This is a genomic window from Rhizobium leguminosarum (assembly GCF_010668065.1).
In the GTDB taxonomy this organism is placed as follows: domain Bacteria; phylum Pseudomonadota; class Alphaproteobacteria; order Rhizobiales; family Rhizobiaceae; genus Rhizobium; species Rhizobium leguminosarum_S.
In genome coordinates, this window is record NZ_WUEN01000011.1 from 124,255 (window position 1) to 144,616 (window position 20,362).

The following is a 20,362-nucleotide window of genomic DNA, read 5'->3' on the forward strand; positions in this document are numbered from 1 at the left end:
TACCTTAAACCGCATTCAGTGCCAGCTATAAGAAGTGATAGGGTGGGCCGCAATGCCGAACCCCGGGAGCAGCCCATGCTTGACGACCCCATTCTTGACGATATCGGAACGATCAGACGGCAGTTTACAGCGCACGAAACGCTTGATGGACGCATCGACCAGGCCTTCGAGGCGATGAAGCAGATCGGCTTCGAGGCGCTGATCTACGACTATACGCCGGTGCCTTACGATCTCGACGGCGCGATCATGATACCATCGCTGCTGAAGCTGCGGAATATCTCTGACGATATGCACGACTACTGGTTCAATCGCGGCTATTTCCGTATCGATCCGGTGCAGCAGGTGGCGCTGCGCACCTCCGCACCCTTTTTCTGGAACTACGACCTGGACGCCGACACGCTGATCAACCGTTTCATGACCGAAGACACCGCGCCGGTGACGCGCTATTTGAGCGAACGCGATATGTCGACCGGCGTCACCGTTCCGGTTCATATGCCACGCGGCGACTATGCGACCGTCACCGGCATCCGCTTCGGCCGGAACAAAGATTTCGAACGGCACGCACTGCGCTATATCGCCGACTTCAACCTGCTTGCCCATGTTTTCCATGAGACCGCCTATTTGCTTTTCGACACGCGGGCAAAGAGCGTCGGCACTGTCCGCCTGACCGAGCGGGAACGGGAATGTCTGCGCCATTCGGCGGAAGGTTATTCCGCCAAGGAAATTTCCCGCATCATCGACCGTTCCGTACCGACCGTCGTGATGCATCTGAATGCCGCGACAAAGAAACTCGGTGCCCGCAACCGCACCCAGGCCGTGGTTCGCGCCACCCATTACCGCCTGCTCGAAGACCGGCCTGCCCATAATTGGCCACCCTATAACTTGTGATAGCTGCCTTCACCGTTGCCGCCGCGTTATGCTTTTTCATCACTGCTAAGAGATGGAGACGCCAGTGGGCGAAGTCACGACCAACGAAGCCTATCTGCCCTTTCGCGACTATCGCACCTGGTATCGCGTCACCGGTTCGCTGGAGAGCGGCAAGCTGCCCCTCGTCGTCGCCCATGGCGGGCCTGGCTGCACCCATGATTATGTCGATTCCTTCAAGGATATCGCCGCGCTCGACGGCCGTCCGGTCATCCATTACGACCAACTCGGCAATGGCAATTCCACCCGACTTCCGGAAAAAGGCCCGGATTTCTGGACGGTCGGTCTGTTCCTCGAGGAGCTGGACGCACTACTTTCCCATCTCGGCATACAGCAGCACTATGCCTTCCTCGGCCAGTCCTGGGGCGGCATGCTCGGCGCCGAACATGCGGTGCGCCGACCGCAAGGCCTGAAGGCGCTTGTCATCGCCAACTCGCCGGCCAACATGCACACCTGGGTTTCGGAGGCGAACCGGCTGAGGCAGGAACTGCCGAAGGAGGTGCAGGACACGCTGCTGAAGCATGAGCTGGCGGGAAGCCTCACCGATCCGGAATATATCGCCGCCTCACGCGTCTTCTATGACCGCCATGTCTGCCGCGTGGTGCCGTGGCCGCCTGAAGTGGCGCGGACCTTTGCGATCATGGACGAGGAAAACACCGTCTACCGCAACATGAACGGCCCGACGGAATTTCACGTCATCGGTACGATGAAGGACTGGACGATCGAGAACAGGCTGGATCGCATCGAAGCCCCGACGCTGCTCATCTCGGGAAAATACGACGAGGCGACGCCCCTGGTGGTAAGACCCTATCTCGAACACGTTCCCGGCTGCGAATGGGTGCTCTTCGAAAATTCCAGCCACATGCCGCATGTCGAGGAAAAGCAGCTTTGCCTGGCGACCGTTTCCGGTTTCCTCTCCCGGCACGATTGAGGAAAGGGTCGCCTATCGGCGGGTCAGCCACTTCTTGGCAACACGGCAGGCGATCGTATAGGCCGGGTCGAAGACGTTGCCGACATCGTAACGCACCACCTGGCCGAGCAGATGGCTGGCCGCCGTCCTGTCCAGGCCGTAATCCGATGCCAGCCAATTCAACATTTCGCTGGTGGCGTGCTGGAGCGCCTGATCGAGCGGTCGGGCGTTGCCGATGGTGAAGATGTCTTCAGCCGTTTCCCCGCGCGGCCAGACCAGTCCGGCCTTCTTTTCCACCGTCAGCCGCACCGTGACTTCGAACGTCGTCTCGACGCCGGTTCCGACAATCTCGCCATCCCCTTGCACGGCATGGCAGTCGCCGAGAAAGAACAGGGCGCCGGGGGCCGCTACGGGCAAGCGGACCGTGGTGCCGGGGCCGAACAGCCGATAATCCATGTTGCCGCCATATTCGCCGCTGGTCGCAGTCGATATCGCCTGGCCGAGGCTCGGCGCCACGCCGAAACAGCCGATCATCGGGTCGAGAGGCAGAACGAAATTTTCAAGACCTGCAACCGGCTCGGAAAGCCGGACGGTCAGGGCTTCGCGGTCGATCGCCCAGATGGCGATATCGCGCGGCGGCAGGTCGCGAACCGCCTCGGGATCGACCACATTGGCGGCGACGACGCTGCCGGTAAAACCCGTGTCCCTGGTCGGGATCATGCTGATGATCTCGACCTTTAGCGCATCCCCGGGCTCGGCACCTTCCACGAAGATCGGGCCGTTCATCGGATTGGGGCCGGATGCCTGCTTGATGCCGTCCTTGTCATGCCCGGCGGCGTCGAGCATCTCGGTGACGACGGTATCGCCGTCGGCGATGTGCAGGGCCGGCGAAAGAGAGCCGATGACATTGTGAAAGCTCGTCGGAATGAAGCGGTGAGTCGTCATGAGAATATGGCTCTCGCTCGTTTCGAATGTCATGAGCCTGCGGCTGAACTGCCCGGCGGAGAAAGGGCGAGACTACTGCATAATTCCGTAAATCGGAATCGATTTACGGATAAAATTATGCAGCAATTCACAGTACTACAGCGTCCTTTGCGCGTCTTTTCAGACGCGTGGCGCTGCAGATCGGAGATTGCCGGCAATGCCAATATCCGCGGCACCACGCAATCCGATCTCGAAGATCGATCGGTTCATTTACGAACCGTAGATCGGAAAAGCCTCGCACAAAGCGCGGACTTGTGCGCGCACCTCCGCCTCGGACTCGGCGATGCCCTCCGGGGTCTGGGACAACGCATCGATAACAGTGAGGATCAGCACGCCGATCTTTTCGAACTCGGCTTCACCGAAGCCGCGCGTGGTTCCGGCCGAACTCCCCAAACGAATACCTGAGGTAACGAAGGGCTTTTCCGGATCGTTCGGGATTGCGTTCTTGTTGCAGGTCAGGCCCGCGCGTTCCAGCGCAATTTCAGCCACCTTGCCGGTTACGCCTTTCGGGCGCAGATCAACCAGCACCATGTGACTGTCCGTACCACCCGAAACGATCCCGAGGCCACCGTCCTTCAGGACTTTGGCCAGGGCCTGGGCATTGGAGATGACCTGGCCGGCGTAATCGGCAAATTCAGGCCGCAGCGCTTCGCCAAATGCCACGGCCTTGGCAGCAATGACGTGCATCAGAGGGCCGCCCTGATTGCCGGGGAAAACGGCGGAGTTCAGTTTCTTCGCCAGTTCGGCATCATTGGTCAGGATGACACCCCCGCGCGGCCCGCGCAGGGTCTTGTGGGTGGTCGAGGTGACGACATGGGCATGGGGCACCGGGTTCGGGTATTTGCCGCCTGCAATCAGACCGGCGTAGTGGGCCATGTCGACCATCAAATAGGCCCCGACCTCGTCGGCGATCTTGCGGAATCCGGCAAAGTCGATCTGGCGCGGATAGGCCGAGGCGCCTGCGACGATCAACTTTGGCTTCGTCTCCAGAGCCTTCTCGCGGACCTTTTCCATGTCGATGAGATGCGTGTCGGCATCGACTTCATAGGAGACCACATCGAACCATTTACCCGACATGGTCACCGGTGATCCGTGCGTGAGGTGCCCGCCATGGGCGAGCGACAGCCCCATGATCCGATCTCCAGGCTGCAGAAGCGCAAGGAAGACCGCTTGATTGGCCTGCGCGCCGGAATGTGGCTGCACATTGGCGTATTCTGCTCCGAAGAGCTGCTTCAGCCGGTCAATGGCCACCTGCTCGACCTTGTCGACGAATTCGCAGCCGCCGTAGTAGCGTTTTCCAGGGTAACCCTCGGCATATTTGTTCGTCAGCACCGATCCTTGCGCCGCCAGAACGTCGGGAGAAACGATATTCTCCGAAGCGATCAGCTCGATCTGGGTCTTCTGCCGCTCAAGTTCTTCGGCGATGGCGCTGGCAACCGCCACGTCGGAAACGGTGGTTTGTGACAAACGGTCAAACATTGGATTTCCTTTCAGGATAAGGCGATTTCTGCAGCCAGTTCCTTGCTGCCGATTTCAAAAAGATGGCCGAGGTGCGGTGCGAAACTATTCCAGATGTCCATACGGAAGCGGTCCTCGGAATCGCGCCACAAGATCACCGTCGTACCGTCGCAAACCGTCCTGCGACCCTCACCGACCGGGATGATCTCGACGTCGCGGGCGCAGCCAAGCGCCAGCAGCTCGGCTGCTTTCGGCCCCTCGATCTGCAGCGTGATCTCACGCCCCGAAATATCGACAAGGCTGTAGGGATGGTCGGCATAGATTGCGTCGCAAGCCGCAATAAGCCCAGTCACCTCACCGGCGGGGACGAGGATCGTCCATTCGTCGGGACCCAGCCGGATGACTTCGGTTTCGCCGGCAATGACGCGCCGGCCGATCCGATCCGGAAGCGTCAGACCGAGAGCCTTGTTCAGCGACGCAAGGTCGCCGCGGGAGCGCAGCGACAACCGTCCCCGCTCCGGCAAGACTGCGACCCTTACAGCGCCGGTTTCGACCAGGACGCTGGGTGTCAGAGAAGAAATCTGCGTGCTCATCTTCGTCTCCGGGTCAGATTTTCAGGCGGGTGTTTTCGGGATCGACAAACACGGTTCCGGCAATTTTCGCGGCAATGGTGCGGTCGGGCATCGGGATGTAGACTGTCTCTCCCATCCGGTCGTGGCCTCCCTCGACAAGCGCCAGCGCGATCGGCTGGCCGACTGCGTCCGAATGATAGGAAGAGGTCACATGTCCCACCATCGTCATCGGAATTGCCTGCTTCGGGTCGAAGACGATCTGCGCTCCTTCTTCCAGCTTCGAGCGATCCTCGGTCAGAAGGCCGACAAGCTGCCTGCGGCCTTTGGCCACCAAATCCGGGCGCGCCAGGCCACGCTTGCCGACAAAATCCGGCTTGTTCTTGCCCACGGCCCAGCCCATACCCGCATCATAGGGCGTGACGGTGCCGTCAGTATCCTGACCAACGATGATGTAGCCTTTTTCGGCTCGCAGAACGTGCATCGTTTCGGTGCCATAGGCGGTGATGCCATATGACTGGCCTGCCTCCCAGAGTATCTCCCATAGCCTGCGCCCGAGAGGCGCGGGCACGTTGACTTCGAAGCCGATCTCGCCGGTAAAGCTGACACGGAACAGTCGTGCAGGCATCCCCGCGACGGTGCATTCGACGCAGGACATATGCGGGAAGGCTTCCTCCGTCAGTTCGATCCCTTCGACCAGCGGCGCCAGCAGTTTCGCCGCATTCGGGCCGTTCAGCGCAACGGTGGACCATTGCTCGGTGGTCGAGGTCAGCCAGACGTTGAGGTCGGGCCATTCGGTTTGGAGGTAGTCTTCCATCATATTCATCACACGCGCCGCGCCGCCGGTGGTGGTTGTGACGTGGAAACGATCCTCGGTCATGCGGCCGATGACACCATCGTCACGGATAAAACCGTCATCGCCCAAAAGCAGACCGTAGCGGCATCGTCCCGGCGCAAGCTTCGACCAGGGATTGGTGTACATGCGGTTCATGAATTCGACCGCATCGGGACCTGCGACCTCGATCTTGCCGAGCGTCGATGCATCGAAGATGCCGAGGCTTTTGCGCACGGCCCGGCATTCGCGGCTCACGGCAGCGTCCATATCCTCGCCCGGCTTCGGAAAATACCAGGCGCGGCGCCATTGTCCGACCGGTTCGTAAACCGCGCCAGTCGCTTCGGCCCACGAGTCGATCTGCGTTTTGCGGGTGACCTCGAAATGAACGCCGCGATGATAACCTGCAAAAGCTCCGAAGGTCGTTGGCGTATAGGGCGGACGGAAGGTGGTCAGACCGACCTCGGGCTGGCGTCTGCCGAGCGCATCGGCAGCGATGTTCAGACCGTTGATATTCGACATTTTTCCCTGATCGGTCGCCATGCCGTTGGTCGTGTAGCGCTTGACATGCTCGATCGAGCGCATGCCCTCGCGGACGGCCAGACGCAGGTCCTTGGCGGTCACGTCGTTCTGGTAGTCGACGAAAGCCTTTGCCTTGCCCGGGTTGCGGTCGGTCGGCAGTTCCGTGTGCGACACGCCAGTGCCGGTCCGGTCATGATCTACGGCATAGCCGATCGACGCACCGGTTTTGCCGAGGGCGGCAGCGACCTCGCGACCGCGCTCGGCGCCATCTTCCAATGCCGCTTCGATGCCCCAGAGCCCTCGTCCGGCTCCAGCGATCACGCAATCCTCGCGGGTGAGCGCCGGCAGGAAGGTGGTGCGTTCGTCGTCCCAGGCGATCTTGCCCTGGGTGTGCGAAAAAAGATGCAAGGAAGGCGTCCAGCCGCCCGACATCAGCACGGCGTCGCATTTGATCCTCTGCCCCGAGTGGACCGTCTGGCCGTCGACCCGGCTGACGCCGACCGAGTTGACGCGCAGACGCCCCGAGGTCGACGTTACCGTATGGGACAGCTTGACCGGAATTCCCAAGGCGCGGGCCTCATTCACCAGCTCCTCCCGTACGGTGTTACGGGTATCCACGATCGCCTGGACGCGGGCGCCCGCGCCGTGAAGTTCGAAGGCTGCGTACCACGCGCTGTCATGGCTGGTGACGACGACAGGCATATTGCCGACCCTGACGCCGTAGCGGTTCAGATAGGTCTGGGCCGCACCGGCCAGCATCACACCCGGACGATCGTTGCCATGGAAGACCAGCGGCTTTTCGAGCGCACCCTGCGCCAGCACGACCTGGCGCGCCCGCACCCGCCACAAGCGTTCGCGCGGCGTATCTTTGGGCAGGGCCTCGAGGTGATCGGTCAAACGTTGGCACAAGCCGATCATGTTCTGGTGGTAATAGGCGATTGCTGTCGTCCGGGTCATGATTTTGACGCCCAGATCATCGAGAGCTTTCAACTCGGCAGCCAGCCAGTCCCATGCCGGGCGTCCGCCGATATGAGCCTGCGGCTCGGACAGAAGCGTGCCGCCGGCTTCACCATTCTCGTCCACGACGACGACCTTCAGGCCATCGACCGCCGCCGCGCGCGCTGCCGCCAGCCCGGCTGGTCCGGCGCCGACGATCAAGACGTCGCAATGCATGTTGCGCGACGCATAGGTGTCTGGATCCGTCTCCTTGGGAGACACGCCCAAACCGGCAGCCGCACGGATGAAGGGCTCATAGACCTTGTTCCAGAAACTCTTGGGCCACATGAACGTCTTGTAGTAGAAGCCCGCCGAAAACAGCATGTAGGCTGCGTCGTTGACCGCCCCCACGTCGAATTTCAAGCTGGGATACTTGTTCTGCGAGTTGGTTTCGAGCCCGTTCCAGATTTCCTGAACGGTCGCGCGGGTATTCGGCTCGAACCGGCCCGGGCCGCGCCGCGTGCCGATCAGCGCATTGGGCTCCTCCGAACCCGCGGCAATAGGGCCGCGTGGACGGTGATATTTGAACGACCGCCCCATCAGATGAACGCCGTTCGCCAGCAGCGCGGAGGCTACCGTGTCGCCCTTTGCGCCGTGATATGCCTTGCCGTCGAAGCTGAAGACAACAGGACGTCCGGTGTCTACCCGGCCGCGGCCGGAAACGCGATACGGGTTCATTTCAGCACCTCCGAACCGGCTGGCAGACCGGGCAATGTAGCAAGATCGGGGCGCTGCTCGCCCGCTGCATAGGTCGTCAGGAACCGATCGCTGACCGTGTCGCGCACCGCGTTGAAAAACCGGCCGCAACCATGCAGGTGCCGCCAGCGTTCGTAGTGCGGGCCTTTGACGTTGGCGCGGATAAACAGAAATTCCTCCCACTGCTCGTCGGTCTGTGACGAAGGATCGGACGCGCGAACGATGTGGGCCTGGCCGGCATAGGTGAACTCCGCCTCGGGCAGGGTTTCATTGCAGTAAGGGCAACGGATCAGCAGCATGGGTTATGTCCTCAATGTGCTACGGCGGCGGCGGCGGCTTCGTCGATCAGGCGGCCGGAACGGAAGCGTTCAAGCGTGAAGGGCGCGTTGATCGGATGAGGTTCGTTTTTGGCGATGGTCCAGGCGAAGGTGTGCGCCGCTCCCGGCGTGGCCTTGAAACCGCCGGTGCCCCAACCGCAATTGACGTACAGCCCGGGAACCGGTGTCTTGCCGAGGATAGCCGAGCGATCGGGTGTGACATCGACGATGCCGCCCCATTTTCGCAGCATCCGCATGCGGTTGAAGATGGGAAAAATCTCGACGATGGCGGCGATCGTATGCTCGATCAGCGGCAATCCTCCACGTTGCGAGTAGGACGTGTACTGATCGGTCCCTGATCCGATGACCAGTTCGCCTTTGTCCGACTGGCTGATGTAGGCGTGGACTGCATTCGACATCACCACGCAAGGGAAAATCGGCTTGATCGGCTCGGAAACCAATGCCTGCAGCGGATAGCTCTCCAGCGGCAACCGCACCCCAGCGGTTTCCATGACGACCGAGGTATGGCCGGCCGCCGAGACCGCAACCTTTTTTGCCTTGATGAACCCCTTGGCGGTTTCGACGCCGGCGACCGAACCGTCGGCGTTGCGGCGGATCCCCGTGACCGGGCAGTTCTCGATGATATCGACGCCTCTCGCCGCGGCACCGCGCGCATATCCCCAGGCGACGGCGTCGTGACGGGCTGTGCCGGCCCTCTCTTGAAGGGCGGCGCCCATCACCGGGTAGCGGGCGTTGGGTGACAGATCCAGGGGAGGGCAATATTCCTTGGCCTCCTCCTTGGTCAGCCATCGGTTGTCGACACCGTTCAGCCGATTTGCATGAATATGCCGCTTGAAGCTCTGAACGTCATGCACGGTATGAGCCAGCATGAGGCAGCCTCGACGCGAATACATGACGTTGTAGTTGAGCTCCTGGCTCAGCCCTTCCCAAAGATCGACCGCGTGATCGTAAAGGCGCGCACTCTCGTCATAAAGATAGTTGGAACGGATGATCGTCGTATTGCGACCCGTGTTGCCACCGCCAAGCCAGCCCTTGTCGATGACCGCGACGTTGGTAATGCCGTGCTGGCTGGCAAGGTAATAGGCGGCCCCCAGGCCGTGGCCGCCGGCGCCGACGATGATGACGTCATATTCGGCTTTTGGCTCTTTCTGCGGCCATTGCTCATCCCAGTGCTTATGCCCGGTCAGTGCATGCCGCAAGAGATTGAGTGCGTTGAAGCGCGTCATGGCGTGCCTGCTTGTTGGAGATATGGTGGTCCGGAACGTAGAGAGATTTCACGACGCAAGTCTGGACAATTGCGTCGCTTTGATTGAATATTTGCGCATGACCGCGCCTCGCACCAAAAAGCGCCTGAGTGTCGCCTTTCTTCTTGCCGACCGGTTCACGCTCTCGGCCTTCGCGAATTTTGTCGATGTGCTTCGCCTCGCTGCCGACGAGGCTGATCGCTCCCGGCCTATTCTATGCGAATGGACCGTTCTGTCGGACGACATGAACAGCGTGCAGTCGAGTTGCGGCGTCAGGGTGCAGCCGGATACGCGTCTTAAACATGCGGAACGATATGATTACATCGTCGTCGTGGGCGGGCTGATCGGCGACAAGAGCGCGCTCACACCCGAGGCGACCCGTTTTCTGAAGGGTTCCGCCGAAATCGGCGTCCCGATCATTGGGTTGTGCACGGGCGTCTTCATCCTGCATGAGGCAGGACTGCTCGACGGTTATCGATGCTGCGTCAGTTGGTTTCATCATCAGGATTTTCTTGACCGATTCAACGCGGAGCAATTGGTCGCCGACCAGATTTTCGTCATCGACCGCGATCGGCTGACATGTTCCGGAGGTCACGGGGCAGCCCATCTGGCGGCTTTCCTGGTTGAGCGGCACGTGGGTCAGTCTGCCGCCATTAAAAGCCTGAACATCATGATGATCGACAATGCGTTAAGCGGAGAAAAGCCGCAGCCGGGTCAACAGACAAGGCGAATAGCGAACGATCCGCTGGTGAAGAAAACGATCCTGCGCATGCAGCAAAATATCGAGGTACCGAAGACGGTCACCGACCTGGCCGACGAGCTTGGCGTCGGACGACGGGGGCTCGAGCGGCGGTTCCTGACGGATCTGAAGATCAGTCCGGCCAAGCTCTATCTCGAACTCCGGCTGGACAGGGTGCTGTCGCTTTTGCGCACGACGGACTGGACGATCACCCAGATTGCCATGGCCACAGGCTTCTGTGACGCGCCACACCTGTCCCGGGCCCTGAGTGCCGAGCATGGGTTCACGCCAGGGGAATATCGCAAGGCGCAAGGCGGGCGCTCGACCAGCGCCGAGGAATTCGCCGTCGGCGTTCTTCTCCCGAAATCCTGATCCGGAGACTTCGCTCCCGACCGTGGGAAAGCCAAAGCCAGCTATACCGTTCCATTCGGTCGCTGGCGAAAACAGCATGATCGCGTCAATGCACATCCCCGCATTCGCATGCAAGAAGCCGACGCCCACAGGGCATTTCGGTTGTTCCAACGCGGCGGCAAAGGAGTGTATTTCCTCATAACAATCACTGTATACTCAGTTTATACATTTTTATTGACTCGTGCCTCGACCCATGCAAACCTGACTTTATGGGCGCAGGTCATGTGATCTGCCCGACACGGCGATGTGCAGGAGGTTTACGTGAGGAGCGGCAAAAACGATCTATACGACGATCTCAAGCGGCAGATACTGACGATGGAGCTCGACCCCGATCAGGATCTGGACGAGGTAGGCTTGAGCGAACGGTACGGGCTTTCGCGCACGCCGGTTCGGGAAATCTTCCGACGTCTCGAAGGCGAGGGCTACATCGATATCCGGGCGAACCGCGGCGCGCGCGTCATCCCGATGAACCACCAGACGCTCAGGCACTTCTTTCTGGTCGCGCCGATGATCTACGCAGCGATCGGTCGCCTCGCCGTCCAGAACTTCAAGCCGAAGCAGCTCGGCGACCTTACGGACACCCAGGAACGCTTCCGCACGGCAAGTGTGTCCGGCGACGCTCTCGCGATGGTGCTGGAGAACAACCGGTTCCACGAGATCATCGGCGAGATGTCGGCCAACGCCTATCTGCAGCCTAGCCTCGGCCGCCTGCTCATCGACCACGCGCGGATCGGCCACACTTTCTTCCGGCCGCGCAACGACGACATGCGCCAGCGGCTGCAATTGGCGGTCGAGCATCACGACGGCTTCATCTCCGCCATCGGTGCTCACGACGAGGAAGCGGTCGTCGACCTGGTGTTCGAACACTGGGAATTGTCGCGGGAGAACATGGAGATGTTCATTGCGCCACAGGGAATGAAGGCTGACGCACTCGTCGAAGTGCCCGCCGCAGCGATGGAGAAATCGTCTTGAAATTCGAAGGTATCTACACTCCGGCAGTGACCCCGCTAGACCCTGACCGGCAAATAGACAGGCCAGCATTCGCCGCGGTCCTGGAATCGCTGATCGACGCGAAGGTCCATGGCATCATCGTTGGCGGTTCGACCGGCGAATATTATGCGCAGAGCGCCCAGGAACGTTTTGAGCTGGCCGCCTATGCCAAGGATGTGATCGGAACACGCCTGCCGCTCGTCATCGGAACGGGTGCGACGCGGACGGAAGACTCCGTCGAATACGCCAGGGCCGCGAAGGAAATCGGCGCCGATGCTATCCTGGTGTCGTCCCCTCCCTATGCGCTGCCCACAGAGCGCGAGAATGCCGTTCACGCGCTCACCATCGACCGCGCGGCCAACATGCCGATCATGCTCTACAACTATCCGGCCCGCATGGGCGTCGTGATGGGCGAAGAATATTTCGCCCGCGTCGGCAAATCGAAGAACGTCATCGCCATCAAGGAAAGCTCCGGCGACATGGCCAATCTCCATTTGCTGGCCCGCAAGTTCCCGCACATCTCGCTGTCCTGCGGCTGGGACGACCAGGCGCTCGAATTCTTCGCCTGGGGTGCAAAGAGCTGGGTCTGCGCCGGCTCGAATTTCCTTCCGCGTGAACACGTGGCTCTCTACGAAGCCTGCGTGAACGAGAAGAATTTCGACAAGGGCCGCGCCATCATGACCGCGATGCTGCCGCTGATGGATTTCCTCGAATGCGGGAAGTTCGTCCAGTCGATCAAGCACGGTTGCGAACTGATCGGTCTCAGCACGGGGCCGGTTCGCGCGCCGCTTCGCCCGCTCAATTCGGAAGAAAAAAGAACCCTCCAGACTGTCGTTACCACCTTGAAGCGCACGGTCGCCCAGATCACGTCGGGAGCAAATCATGCATGAACCTTTGACAGCCGCCGAATACAAGGCAATTGCCGCAAGCCTCCAACTGGCCACCAACGCCTTCATCGATGGCGCCTTCCGTCCGGCGAATTCGGGCAACACGTTCAAAACAACCAATCCCGCGACCGGCGACCTCCTGGCCGAGATCGCAGCCTGTGACGCAAGCGATGTGGATTATGCTGTCGCCAAGGCCAGGCAGTCCTTCGACGATGGCCGCTGGCACCTTCAGTCTCCCGGCGAGAGGAAAGCCGTTCTCCTCAGATTCGCCAAGCTCCTTGAAGAAAATCGCCATGAGCTCGCCGTCATGGAGAGCGTCGACAGCGGTAAGCCGGTTCGCGAATGCCAGACCGTCGACATTCCGGACACCATCCACACCATTCGTTGGCACGCCGAACTGATCGACAAGCTCTACGACAACACCAATCCTGTGGGACCAAATGCGTTGACCATGGTGGTGCGCGAGCCCATCGGCGTCGTCGGCTGCGTTCTACCCTGGAACTTTCCCCTGCTGATGCTGGCTTGGAAGATCGGTCCAGCGCTTGCAGCGGGCTGCTCGGTGATCATCAAGCCTGCCCAGGAAACCACGCTGACGACGCTTCGTGTCGCCGAGCTTGCCCATGAGGCGGGTATTCCGGCTGGCGTTCTCAACGTCGTCACGGGAAGCGGCAAGGATGTCGGCGAACCGCTCGGCATGCACATGGACGTCGATATGGTGGCCTTCACCGGATCGACGCCGACCGGCCGGCGGTTCCTGCGATATTCAGCAGACAGCAATCTTAAGAAAGTCGTCCTCGAATGCGGCGGTAAAAACCCGGCGGTCGTGCTGGAAGACGCCGAAGACCTGGATCTCGTTGCCGAACAGGTGGTCAACGGTGCCTTCTGGAACATGGGCGAGAATTGCTCGGCGACCTCGCGGCTTATCGTCCACTCCAAGATCAAGGACGAACTGCTCGAGCGCATCGGCGCCTATATGCGCGAATGGAGGACGGGCGACCCGCTCGACCCTGACAACCGCATCGGCGCACTGGTCAGCAAAAATCACTTCGAGAAGGTGAAGTCGTTCCTCGACGACGCAAAGACGGAAAAGCTGGCGATCGCTCATGGGGGAGAGACCCAGAAGGGTATCTTCATCGAGCCGACGGTGGTTGATGGCGTCACGCCGCAGAGCCGGCTTTTCAAGGAAGAGATTTTCGGCCCCATCCTGTCGGTCACGACCTTCAATTCCCTCGACGAGGCCGTGGCGCTCGCCAACGACACGAATTATGGCCTGACGGCATCGGTCTACACCGGCAGCCTGCGCAAGGCGATCAGGCTCTCGCGCGAAATCCGCGCTGGACTGGTCACCGTCAATTGCTTCGGCGAGGGTGACGCGACAACCCCGTTCGGCGGTTACAAGGAGTCGGGTTTCGGCGGACGCGACAAATCGATCTTTGCTCACGACAACTATTGCGAACTGAAGACGATCTGGATCGACATCTCGGAACGCTCGGTGGACGAGACGATCCGATGATCGCCAAGTCCGTCAAACGCTTGCCGGTCGAAAACGGTATCTCGGGTTGGGAAGCGATCAGTCGACGTTCGTTTCCGATCCGGAGCCTCGATGGCAACGTGACCGCGGACTGGCTGATCGTCGGCGCGGGCTTTGCGGGCCTTTCCGCCGCCCGCCGTCTGCTCGAACTGCGTCCGGACGACAAGATTGTCATTTTGGACGCGGGCGAACTGGGGAAGGGGACGTCGGGTCGCAATTCCGGCTTCATGATCGACGTCCCGCACACCCTTGCATCCAGTGAATATTCGAGCGGCGGTTTGGACGCCACGCGTTTGGAGATGAAGCAGAACCGTGCCGCGATCGCCTTCGCCAAACAGGCGGCGGAAGAATACGGAATGTCTCGCGAGACGTTTGATCCGGCCGGAAAGATCAACGCTGCGGCCACGGCGCGGGGCCTGAAGCTGAACCAGAGCTTCGGAGAATCGCTGACCGGTGCAGGCGAAAAGCACAGCTATCTCGACGCCGCGGATATGCGCGAGATCACCGGAACGGAATTCTATCGTGGTGGAATCTATACGCCGGGGGCGGTGCTGATCCAACCCGCCGATTACATCCGGAGCTTCGCCCAGGGGCTCTCCGGCAGGGTGGATATCTTCGAGCGCTCTGCCGTCACGTCGTTGAAGCGGGAAAACGGGACCTGGATTGCGACGTCGCCTCGCGGCAAGGTCGTCGCCCCGAAGGTTATCATGGGCGTCAACGGGCATATCGACGATTTCGGCCATTATCGCGGTCGTCTGATGCATATCTTTGCCTATGCCTCGATGACTGCCCCTTTCTCCGACGACGGCGTCGGCCGCAAGGCGTCAGGACGGGAGAGATGGGCATTGCTTCCGGCGGATGCGATGGGAGCTACGGTCCGTAAGATCACCTCCGCAGGCCAGTCCCGGATCGTGATCCGCACCAAGTATACTTACGAAACGACGGTGGCCGTGACCGAAGGACGGATGGCGAAGATGGCCAAGGCCCATCGGGCCTCGCTCGATGCGCGCTTTCCCGCGCTCGAGGGCATACCGTTCGAACATAGCTGGGCCGGGCGCCTTTGCCTGAGCTTGAACCACGTGCCCGCCTTCGGCGAGATCGAAGAAGGGCTTTACTCCGCCTGCTGCGAAAACGGGCTGGGTACCGTGAAGAGCACGCTCGCCGGCATGATGGCGGCGGAATTGGCGACCGGGACCACGTCCCGGCATCTCGAACAATACATGGATCACCCCGAGCCGTCCCGGCTCCCACCCGAGCCCATCGCATGGCTGGGCATCAATTCGGTGATCCGTTTGCAGGAATTGCGTGCAGGCCGCGAGGGATGATCCCTTGCCGCGCAATCTGAAGACTGAGGCGACCCGCCGGTTTTCAACGAGAATGGGAACGTAAGAAGAGGAAAATAACAATGAAGGCTTTGTGGAAAGCGCTCTGCGCTGCGGCAATGGTCGGGATGACCATGACGTCCGCTCAGGCGGAGGAAAAAAGCATCACGATCGGAACGATGTCGTGGGAGGATCTCACGCCGATCACCGGCATTACCAGGAAGGTTCTGGAAGACAAGGGCTACACCGTCAAGGTCGTGCCGTTCTCCGAGTGGGGCATCGCCTATGCTGCTCTGACCAAGGGCGACATCCAGATGCTCGCCTCGCAGACGGACTACGTCGCCCAGGATTACTGGGACAAGAACAAGAACCGCCTCGAGAAAATTTCCCCGGTTTCGCATGGTCTGTTCCAGGGCGTCGCCGTGCCGAAATACGTGCCGATCGACTCCATGGAGCAGCTCAACGAAAACGCCGACAAATTTGGCGGCAAGATCGTCGGCATCGAGCCGGGTTCCGGTTTGATGCGCGACACCAGCAACTCGGTCAAGGAATATGACCTCAAGCTCCAGCTGGTCGAAGGCAGCACGGCTGCCATGACTGCCGCCCTCAAGTCGGCGGTCGACCGCAAGGAATGGATCGCCGTCACCATCTGGGAACCGTCGTGGATGATGCAGAAATACGACGTCAAGTTCCTCCAGGACCCCAAGGGTGTCTTCCCGCCGCCGCAGAGCTACTACTGGATCGGCAAGAAAGGCTTCTCTGCCGACTATCCGCACGCGCGTGAAGTCATCGCCAGCATTTACGTGCCGCTTGCCGACATCACTGCCATGAACAGCGCAGTCAACGACGGCAAGACGATGGATGAGGCCATTGCAGCGTGGACCGAAAGCCACGCCGATCTCATCAAGCGCTGGGAAAACATCAAGAGCGAGTGACGCCAACCGCGGGTCGCCACGCTCGGCGGCCCGCATCCTCTACCATGGACGAGCAACAGGCCAGCATCAGACCGGCCCGCGGGGAACGAAATGAACACTGCGATGAATGACTCCAACGAAGTATTGGTCGACTGCCAGAACGTCTGGAAAATCTTCGGCGGCCGGGCGTCGGCAGCCGTCAAGGCCGTCTCCGATCGAGGATTGTCCAAGACTCAAGTCCTGCAAGAGTTCGACTGTGTGGTCGGGGTGTCCGGTGCCAGTTTGCAGGTCCGAAGTGGCGAAATCTTCTGCATCATGGGGCTCTCGGGCAGCGGCAAGTCGACGCTTATTCGCCTTCTCAACCGCCTTATCGAGCCGAGTCTCGGCAAGATCACGGTGAAAGGCAAGGAGATCGCCAAGCTCAATCCCGCCGAACTCCGTGACATGCGCGCGCGCAATATCGGTATGGTTTTCCAGAGCGTAGCACTCCTTCCCAATAGAACGGTCATCGAGAATGCGGCATTCGGCCTTGAGGTTCGCGGAGTTCCCAAAGTTGAGCGCGAGAAGACGGCACGGGCCGCACTCGACAAGGTAGGTCTTTCTGACTGGACCTCCCGGTATCCATCCGAGCTGTCGGGCGGTATGCAGCAACGTGTCGGTCTTGCGCGCGCGCTTGCTGCCGATCCTGAAATCATCTTGATGGACGAGCCCTTCAGCGCTCTCGACCCGCTCATCCGCCGGCAGCTCCAGGATGAATTCAGGCAGCTGACGAAGTCGCTCGGCAAGTCGGCAGTCTTCATCACCCACGACCTCGAAGAAGCCATTCGCATCGGTGACCGGATTGCAATCATGAAGGACGGCGTGATCGTGCAGGTCGGCACGGCCGAGGAAATTGTCACGAAACCTGCGGACGACTACGTTTCCGATTTCGTCGCGGGCATTTCCAGGATCCACCTGGTAAAGGCGCATTCGGTAATGTTTCCCGTCGCCGAGTTCAAAGCCGCACAGCCGCACTGCGACGTCGAAACGCTTCTCAGGACCTCGCCCGAGGCCGATATCGGCGAACTCATCGATCTCACGATGCAGTCCGACCGTGACGCCGTGGCAGTCGTCGAGAACGGAACCGTTATCGGTGTCGTCACCACCCGCGGCTTGCTCCGCGGCGTAGCCGGAGCGCCTCTCGCAGAGATGCCAGCTTAAGGGAGAAGGCGAATGGACACCTCGGTCATAACGGATACTTTCGATACCTGGACGGATGATGCTCTCAGCTGGATCAGCGACAACGGCGAGTGGCTTTTCGAGCTCCTGCGGTCGGTACTCGAAGGCACCTATGCAGGCATTCTCTGGCTGCTTCAACTGCCGCCTTTCTACGTTGTCGCGATCATCGTGGCGCTATTGAGCTGGCGGCTGATAAATTTGACATCCGGCATTCTCGCTGGCATCGCGATCATGGTCTGCGCGATCATGGGGCTGTGGACCGAAACCATGAGCACCCTGGCGCTCGTGGCAACAGCGACCATCCTCGCCCTTGTCGTGGGCATCCCCATCGGCATCGTCGCGGGCTTCGTCAAATCCTTCGACAGGTTCCTCGAGCCGATGCTCGATCTGATCCAGACCCTGCCGCCCTATATCTATCTGCTTCCCGCAATCGCGCTGCTGGGTTATGGCCCTGCGACGGCACTTGTGGCCACCGTCATCGTTGCGATGCCGCCGGCGATCCGCCTCACGTCGCTGGGTATCCGCATGACGCCGCGCGAGTTCATCGAGCTTGGACAGGCGAGCGGCCTGACGCCGTGGCAGATGTTTGCCAAGATCAGACTGCCATTCGCGATCCCGAGTGTGATGGCCGGCATAAATCAGAGCCTGATGATGGCCTTCGGCATGGTCGTGATCGCCGGCATAGTCGGCTCCGGCGGCTTGGGCGAGACGATCTACGGGGCGGTTCGCACGCTCGATATCGCTACCTCTATAAACGCTGCGATTGCCATCGTCATCCTGACCATGGTTCTCGACAGACTGACGCAAAGCGCTGCGCGTCATGCGAAGGCAGGTGTAAGATGAACGCTGATCTTTTCCGGTTCTCGCCGGGCGCCTATCTCGCTCCGGTGGTCGATTGGCTCAACACCAATTTTCACCCCTTCTTTGATGCCGTGACGAAGTTCATCGAGGCTGTGCTCGGCGGAATTGAAGCTGTCCTGCTCTATCCGCCGGCTTACGCGGTGATCGTCGTGGTCGTGCTTCTTGCAGCATTCCTCATCAACCTCAGGGTTTCGATCGTGGCGGCTGTCGCACTCATGTTCTGCTTCTTGACGGGGCTCTGGATTGCGTCGATGCAGACGCTGGCTCTGGTTACCGTCGCGGTCATCATTTCGGTGGCAATCGCCTTTCCGCTCGGCGTGATCGCGTCGCGTTACAGAAAATTCGAAGCCGCCATCCGTCCGGTGCTCGATATCATGCAAACCGTGCCGCCATGGGTCTATCTCATCCCCGCCGTCATGATCTTCAGTCTGGGCCGTGTCCCGGCGATCATCGCGACCATCGTCTATGGTGTTCCGCCAATGCTGCGTCTGACGACGCTGGCGTTCAAACAGGTTCCCAAGGATCTTCTCGAACTCGGCCAGGCCACTGGTGCTCCGCCCCGGGCGATCCTGTTCAAGATCGAAATCCCTTCCGCCACACCGACGCTTCTGGTCGGCCTCAACCAGTGCATCCTCCTCTCCCTTGCGATGGTCGTGCTGGCCGGACTTGTCGGAGCAGGGGGCCTCGGTGCCGAAGTCACCCGCGGACTGACGCGCATGGAAATGGGGTTGGGTCTGAGGGCAGGACTGGCCATCGTCGCGGTCGCTATCCTTCTCGACCGGCTGTCGAAGGGCGCTTTGCAGGGTCGCCGCAATCCTGGCGTGTAAGGCCTAAATCGAAAGGAAAACTCATGCGTCGCAGCTTCTTCTGTATCGACTCCCATACCTGCGGCAATCCCGTGCGGCTGGTCGCAGGCGGCGGCCCGATGCTGCCGCATCTCCCGATCGCCGAGCGCCGCGAGCTTTTCGTCCGCGACCATGATTGGGTTCGCCAGGCGCTGATGTTCGAGCCCCGCGGCCATGACATCATGTCGGGCGCAATCATCTATCCTGCGTACCGCGAGGATTGTGATTTCGCGGTGATCTTCATCGAGGTCAGCGGTTGCTTACCAATGTGCGGGGCGGGCACTATCGGACTTGTCACCGCCGCAATCGAGGAGGGGCTGGTGACGCCTCGCATCCCGGGTCGGCTGTCCATCGAGACGCCGGCCGGAAGGGTCGATATTTCCTACGACAAGCCTGGCGAATATGTCGAATCCGTCCGTATGTTCAACGTCGCGAGCTATCTGCATGCGGCGGATGTCGAAGTCGACGTCGCGGGTCTCGGAAAGCTGGTGGTCGACATTGCCTATGGCGGCAATTTTTATGCGGTCGTCGAGCCGCAGGATGCCTGGCGGGGCCTTGATGGCATGACGGCTGCAGACATCGTCGATCTCAGCCGTAAGCTGCGCGACGCGCTGGCCACGATCTGCGATCCGGTGCACCCCGAAGACGAAAGAATAGGCGGGCTCCATCATGCTCTTTGGTGCGACAATATGAGTGGGCCGGATGCCGACGGACGCGGCGCGGTCTTCTACGGCGACAAGGCGATCGACCGCTCGCCGGGCGGCACCGGAACATCGGCGCGCATGGCGCAGCTACACGGCAAAGGGCGGCTGCGTCCCGGAGACACGTTCCGCCAGCAGAGCCTGATCGGCACCGTGTTTGAAGGCCGCGTCGAGGCAGAGACCATGGTCGGTCCGTTCAAGGGCATCAAGCCAAGCGTCGGCGGATGGGCAAGAATCATTGGCCACAACACGATGTTCGTCGATGACCGCGATCCATTGGCGCATGGTTTCCAGATAGTTTGATTGGACGCAAGTATCGGGTGCGTTGGCATAATCGGTGATGCAGGGCTGGCCCGGATCTGCCGTAGCCAAAGCGCTGATCGGTCGCGCTATCCAGAACGTCGCGATTGGCGCCGGACGGGGCGCTTTGAGTTCTTCTTCCGGGCAAGGCCGCTCCTAAAATGCCTTGC

At 60.6% G+C, this 20,362-nt stretch carries 18 protein-coding genes; 12 read left to right on the top strand and 6 right to left on the bottom strand.

Going from position 1 to position 20,362, the window contains the following annotated elements; all coding sequences use genetic code 11:
• Positions 1-75: 75 nt before the first annotated feature.
• Positions 76-888 carry a helix-turn-helix transcriptional regulator gene (locus GR198_RS25895; protein ID WP_204337228.1) on the top strand — a complete coding sequence of 271 codons (813 nt, stop codon included), beginning with the start codon at positions 76-78 and terminating at the stop codon, positions 886-888.
• 64 nt (positions 889-952) lie between these two features.
• The gene (locus GR198_RS25900) at positions 953-1,855 is read left to right on the top strand and encodes a proline iminopeptidase-family hydrolase (protein WP_029875382.1); all 903 of its coding nucleotides are present in this window, start codon (positions 953-955) and stop codon (positions 1,853-1,855) included.
• A gap of 12 nt (positions 1,856-1,867) precedes the next feature.
• On the opposite strand, the gene GR198_RS25905 is transcribed toward GR198_RS25900, so the two are convergent.
• From GR198_RS25905 to GR198_RS25930, 6 genes are all read right to left on the bottom strand, one after another.
• On the bottom strand, positions 1,868-2,779 hold the full coding sequence (locus tag GR198_RS25905; protein ID WP_029875383.1) for an acetamidase/formamidase family protein: 912 nt from the start codon (positions 2,777-2,779) through the stop codon (positions 1,868-1,870).
• Positions 2,780-3,028: 249 nt separating this feature from the next.
• Positions 3,029-4,297, bottom strand: a complete 1,269-nt coding sequence (gene glyA / locus GR198_RS25910) for a serine hydroxymethyltransferase (protein WP_029875384.1) — start codon at positions 4,295-4,297, stop codon at positions 3,029-3,031.
• An 11-nt stretch (positions 4,298-4,308) separates the two neighbouring features.
• On the bottom strand, positions 4,309-4,869 hold the full coding sequence (gene soxG / locus GR198_RS25915) for a sarcosine oxidase subunit gamma family protein (protein ID WP_029875385.1): 561 nt from the start codon (positions 4,867-4,869) through the stop codon (positions 4,309-4,311).
• Positions 4,870-4,882: 13 nt separating this feature from the next.
• Positions 4,883-7,873: a sarcosine oxidase subunit alpha gene (locus GR198_RS25920; protein ID WP_029875386.1), complete on the bottom strand. Its 2,991-nt coding sequence runs from the start codon at positions 7,871-7,873 to the stop codon at positions 4,883-4,885.
• A complete protein-coding gene (locus GR198_RS25925; protein WP_029875387.1) occupies positions 7,870-8,190 on the bottom strand; it encodes a sarcosine oxidase subunit delta in 321 nt (106 codons plus the stop codon). The genes GR198_RS25920 and GR198_RS25925 overlap by 4 nt, the downstream gene beginning before the upstream one ends.
• Before the next feature lie 11 nt (positions 8,191-8,201).
• Positions 8,202-9,455 carry a sarcosine oxidase subunit beta family protein gene (locus GR198_RS25930; protein WP_029875388.1) on the bottom strand — a complete coding sequence of 418 codons (1,254 nt, stop codon included), beginning with the start codon at positions 9,453-9,455 and terminating at the stop codon, positions 8,202-8,204.
• A 97-nt stretch (positions 9,456-9,552) separates the two neighbouring features.
• Between GR198_RS25930 and GR198_RS25935 the strand changes: the two genes are divergently transcribed.
• The 10 genes from GR198_RS25935 (at position 9,553) to GR198_RS25980 (ending at position 20,195) form a co-directional block, all read left to right on the top strand.
• Complete coding sequence (locus GR198_RS25935; protein WP_029875389.1) at positions 9,553-10,584, top strand: GlxA family transcriptional regulator; 1,032 nt, start codon at positions 9,553-9,555, stop codon at positions 10,582-10,584.
• A 300-nt stretch (positions 10,585-10,884) separates the two neighbouring features.
• On the top strand, positions 10,885-11,595 hold the full coding sequence (locus tag GR198_RS25940) for a GntR family transcriptional regulator (protein WP_029875390.1): 711 nt from the start codon (positions 10,885-10,887) through the stop codon (positions 11,593-11,595).
• On the top strand, positions 11,592-12,503 hold the full coding sequence (locus GR198_RS25945; RefSeq protein WP_029875391.1) for a dihydrodipicolinate synthase family protein: 912 nt from the start codon (positions 11,592-11,594) through the stop codon (positions 12,501-12,503). The genes GR198_RS25940 and GR198_RS25945 overlap by 4 nt, the downstream gene beginning before the upstream one ends.
• Positions 12,496-14,013 carry an aldehyde dehydrogenase gene (locus GR198_RS25950; RefSeq protein ID WP_164069759.1) on the top strand — a complete coding sequence of 506 codons (1,518 nt, stop codon included), beginning with the start codon at positions 12,496-12,498 and terminating at the stop codon, positions 14,011-14,013. The genes GR198_RS25945 and GR198_RS25950 overlap by 8 nt, the downstream gene beginning before the upstream one ends.
• Positions 14,010-15,356, top strand: coding sequence for an NAD(P)/FAD-dependent oxidoreductase (locus GR198_RS25955; RefSeq protein WP_029875393.1), 1,347 nt, complete (start codon positions 14,010-14,012; stop codon positions 15,354-15,356). The genes GR198_RS25950 and GR198_RS25955 overlap by 4 nt, the downstream gene beginning before the upstream one ends.
• 80 nt (positions 15,357-15,436) lie before the next feature.
• Complete coding sequence (locus tag GR198_RS25960) at positions 15,437-16,288, top strand: glycine betaine ABC transporter substrate-binding protein (RefSeq protein WP_029875394.1); 852 nt, start codon at positions 15,437-15,439, stop codon at positions 16,286-16,288.
• A gap of 90 nt (positions 16,289-16,378) precedes the next feature.
• Positions 16,379-17,467 carry a quaternary amine ABC transporter ATP-binding protein gene (locus tag GR198_RS25965; RefSeq protein WP_029875395.1) on the top strand — a complete coding sequence of 363 codons (1,089 nt, stop codon included), beginning with the start codon at positions 16,379-16,381 and terminating at the stop codon, positions 17,465-17,467.
• A gap of 12 nt (positions 17,468-17,479) precedes the next feature.
• Positions 17,480-18,328, top strand: a complete 849-nt coding sequence (locus tag GR198_RS25970; RefSeq protein ID WP_029875396.1) for an ABC transporter permease — start codon at positions 17,480-17,482, stop codon at positions 18,326-18,328.
• The gene (locus GR198_RS25975; protein ID WP_029875397.1) at positions 18,325-19,173 is read left to right on the top strand and encodes an ABC transporter permease; all 849 of its coding nucleotides are present in this window, start codon (positions 18,325-18,327) and stop codon (positions 19,171-19,173) included. Before GR198_RS25970 ends, GR198_RS25975 begins: the two co-directional genes overlap by 4 nt.
• 23 nt (positions 19,174-19,196) lie before the next feature.
• Positions 19,197-20,195, top strand: coding sequence for a 4-hydroxyproline epimerase (locus GR198_RS25980; RefSeq protein ID WP_029875398.1), 999 nt, complete (start codon positions 19,197-19,199; stop codon positions 20,193-20,195).
• Positions 20,196-20,362: the final 167 nt, after the last annotated feature.